A 3,732-nucleotide genomic window follows, 5' to 3' on the forward strand; every position below is an offset into this window, starting at 1 on the left:
GCCGGCCCCGCGCGGAGGGGGCGCCCCAGACCTGAGCACTGTTCTTCATGATCCGGCCTTCACGGTCCGGCATCGAAGCGCCGGACCGTGAAGAACAGGCCAGGGAACCGCGACCGGTCAGAAGTCCCACCCGTCCGCGTCGGTGACCGGCGCGACCGGCGTGACCGGCGTGGCCGCCGAGGCCGCGAAGGAGTCGCCCGCCATGCCGGCGGCGAGCGTGGTGCCGTCGGCCGGGTCGATCAGGAGGAACGATCCGGTGCGCCGGGAGTCGGCGTAGGAGTCGAGCGCGAGCGGCTCGGCGGTGCGGACCCTGACGCGGCCGATGTCGTTGGCGACGAGGCGGCCGGGCTGCGGGTGCTGGGAGAGGTCGTCGAGCGTGAGGCGCGACGGGATGTCCTCGACGATCGCCTTCACCGTGCGGGTGGTGTGCTTGAGCAGCACCCGGGCGCCGACGGTGAGCGGGGTGTCGGCGACGTGGCAGACGGTCGCCTCGACGTCCTTGGCGATCCGGGGCGGCCGCTCTCCGCCGGTGAGCATGTCGCCGCGGCCGATGTCGATCTCGTCGGAGAGCCGGACGCTGAGCGACGAGCCCGCCGACACGGCGTCCGCCGACTGCCCGAGGACGTCGAGCGCGGTGATGGTGGTGGCGCGCCCGGAGGGCTGCACGGTGACCGTCTCCCCGACCCGCAGCCGGCCGGTGAGCAACTGGCCCGCGTAGTACCGTTCCCCGCCGTGCCGGATGACCACCTGGACGGGGAACCGGGAGGGGCCGTCCGCCTCGCCGTCCCCCAGTTCCACCGATTCCAGGTGCTCCAGGACGGTGGGGCCGCCGTACCAGTCCATCCGCGCGGACGGTTCGACGACGTTGTCCCCGGCCAGTGCCGACACCGGGATGGCGGTGACCTCGGGGACGCCCAGCTCGGTGGCGTAGGCGGTGAACTCCCCGGCGATGGCGGCGAAGACGGGCTCGGCGTAGTCGACGAGGTCCATCTTGTTGACGGCGAGGACGACGTGCGGCACGCGCAGCAGGGCGGCGATCGCGGCGTGCCGGCGGGTCTGCTCGACGACGCCGTTGCGGGCGTCGACCAGGATGACCGTGAGCTCGGCGGTGGACGCACCGGTGACCATGTTGCGGGTGTACTGCACGTGGCCCGGGGTGTCGGCGAGGATGAACCGCCGCCTGGGGGTGGCGAAGTAGCGGTAGGCGACGTCGATGGTGATGCCCTGCTCGCGCTCGGCGCGCAGCCCGTCGGTGAGCAGCGCCAGGTCCGCGCCCTCGGCGCCGCGCGTGCGCGAGGCGTGCTCGACGGCCTCCAGCTGGTCGGCGAGCACCGACTTGGAGTCGTACAGCAGGCGCCCGACGAGCGTGGACTTGCCGTCGTCGACGGAGCCGGCGGTGGCGAAGCGCAGCAGGGTGGTGGCGGTGCCGGTCTGGGTCATGCCAGCCTGGGTGGTACCGGTCATGGTTAGAAGTACCCTTCGCGCTTGCGGTCTTCCATCGCCGCTTCGGAGAGCTTGTCGTCGGCCCGGGTGGCGCCCCGCTCGGTGAGGCGGGACGCGGCGATCTCGGCGATGACCTTCTCGACGGTCGTGGCGTCGGAGTCGACGGCGCCGGTGCACGACATGTCGCCCACGGTCCGGTAGCGGATCAGCCGGACCTCGACCGTCTCGCCGTCGCCCGGGCCGCCCCACTCGCCGGCGGTCAGCCACATGCCGCTGCGCCGGAAGACGGGCCGCTCGTGCGCGTAGTAGATGCCGGGGAGCTCGATCTTCTCGCGGGCGATGTACTGCCACACGTCGAGCTCGGTCCAGTTGGAGAGCGGGAAGACGCGCACGTGCTCGCCGGGGGCGTGGCGGCCGTTGTAGAGCTGCCACAGCTCGGGGCGCTGGCGGCGCGGGTCCCACTGGGAGAACTCGTCGCGCAGCGAGAACACGCGTTCCTTGGCGCGGGCCTTCTCCTCGTCGCGCCGCCCGCCGCCGAACACCGCGTCGAACCGCTCGGCCTGGATCTTCTCCGTCAGCGGCACGGTCTGCAGCGGGTTGCGGGTGCCGTCGGGGCGCTCGCGCAGCCGGCCGTCGTCGATGTAGTCCTGGACGGAGGCGACGTGCAGGTGCAGCCCGTGTTCGGCGACGACGCGGTCGCGGTACTCGATGACCTCGGGGAAGTTGTGCCCGGTGTCGACGTGCAGGAGCGAGAACGGCACGGGCGCCGGCGCGAACGCCTTCAGCGCCAGGTGCAGCATGACGATGGAGTCCTTGCCGCCGGAGAAGAGGATCACCGGCCGCTCGAACTCGCCCGCGACCTCGCGGAAGATGTGCACCGACTCGGACTCCAGGACGTCCAGGTGGGTGAGCGCGGGGATGTGGTCCTCGACCAGGTCGACGTGGCGGGAGCTCATATCAGGCGCCTTTCCGCCAGCAGGCTGAGGAGGACCGACGAGGACTCGTCGACGGACTGCTCGTGCGCGGGGATCGAGAGGTCGGGCGCCTGCGGCGCCTCGTACGGGTCGTCGACCCCGGTCAGTCCGGTGATCTCCCCCGCGGCCTGCTGGGCGTACAGGCCCTTCACGTCGCGCTCGGCGCAGGTGCTCGACGGCGTGGTGACGTGGATCTCCAAGTAGGGCGTGTGGGAGGTCGCGTGGCGCTCCCGGACGGCTTGTCGGCTGTCCGCGAAGGGCGCGATGGCCGGGACCAGCACCAGCACGCCGTTGCGCGCCAGGACCTCGGCGACCATCCCGATGCGCTGCACGTTCGTGTGCCGGTCCTCGCGGCTGAACCCGAGGCCCGCGGAGATGGTCCGGCGGAACTCGTCGCCGTCGAGCACCTCCACCCTGCGGCCCTCGGCGCGCAGGCGCTGCGCCACGGCGTGGGCGATCGTCGTCTTTCCCGAACTGGGCAGGCCCGTCAGCCAGACCGTCGCACCGCACTCGCACTCGCGCGTCGTCGTGTGGCTGGTGTGGCTGGTATGCAGCTCCGTCTTCACCGGCGTGTCGCTCTCTTTCTGGGGGTCCAGCGGATTTTGGGGGTCCAGCGGGGACACCTGTGGTCGTCCGGGGCCCGGCGGCCGGCCGCCGGGCGGGTCTCAGGCCAGTGCGGCGAGCCGGTCGAACAGCTCGCGTACCGGCACGTCGGGGTCGGCCGCGGCCGCCGCCAGCGCGGTCAGCCACTGCCGCAGCACGAGCGCCGCCTCGGCCGCGCTGAAGTAGTCGGTGGCGTAGTCGGCCCGCACGTCCCAGCCGCGGCCGTCCGCGACGGCGTACTGGAGCCAGTCGAACTTCGCCGAGGCCCCGCCGACGTGCACCCGCCGGCACCGCAGCCCGGGCAGTTCCAGCCGGCTCGGCGACTGGTCGAGCACCAGGCAGACGCGGCTCAGGTGCTCGCCGGACAGCACCCCGCGGGTGCGGGTGACACCGCCGCCGAGCAGGGCGTAGGGCACGTTGCGGTGCCGCAGCACCGCCAGGGAGGTGCGCTTGGCTGCGGTGCACACCTCGCCGAACGTGGCGTCGGCGGGGATGCGGTAGCGCACCGGGAGGAGGTCGGTCAGACAGCCGAAGACGTCGTCGAGGTCCGGCTCGCCGCGGCGGGAGACGGGGCTGCCGATGACGACGTCCTCGCCGTTCACGGCCGCCGCGGTGACCGCCAGGCAGGTGGTCATCAGGACGTGCGGCGTGGTGCGCAGCGCGCGGGCCGCCTCGCGGACGGCGTCGCCCAGCTCCGCGGGGACGGTGACGC

Annotated in this window: 4 protein-coding genes; all 4 read right to left on the reverse strand. The window is 72.8% G+C overall.

Annotation, left to right across the window (positions count from 1 at the left end):
* Positions 1-117: 117 nt before the first annotated feature.
* Complete coding sequence (locus AB0O00_RS32365; RefSeq protein WP_363657867.1) at positions 118-1,464, reverse strand: GTP-binding protein; 1,347 nt, start codon at positions 1,462-1,464, stop codon at positions 118-120.
* Between the two features lie 2 nt (positions 1,465-1,466).
* On the reverse strand, positions 1,467-2,399 hold the full coding sequence (gene cysD / locus AB0O00_RS32370) for a sulfate adenylyltransferase subunit CysD (RefSeq protein ID WP_363657869.1): 933 nt from the start codon (positions 2,397-2,399) through the stop codon (positions 1,467-1,469).
* Positions 2,396-2,983 carry an adenylyl-sulfate kinase gene (gene cysC, locus AB0O00_RS32375; RefSeq protein ID WP_363657871.1) on the reverse strand — a complete coding sequence of 196 codons (588 nt, stop codon included), beginning with the start codon at positions 2,981-2,983 and terminating at the stop codon, positions 2,396-2,398. The genes cysD and cysC overlap by 4 nt, the downstream gene beginning before the upstream one ends.
* A 99-nt stretch (positions 2,984-3,082) precedes the next feature.
* The coding region (locus AB0O00_RS32380; RefSeq protein ID WP_363657873.1) for a condensation domain-containing protein at positions 3,083-3,732 on the reverse strand (650 nt) is incomplete at its 5' end.

Origin of the sequence: Kitasatospora sp. NPDC093558 (assembly GCF_040683475.1) — a bacterium.
GTDB lineage: Bacteria > Actinomycetota > Actinomycetes > Streptomycetales > Streptomycetaceae > Kitasatospora.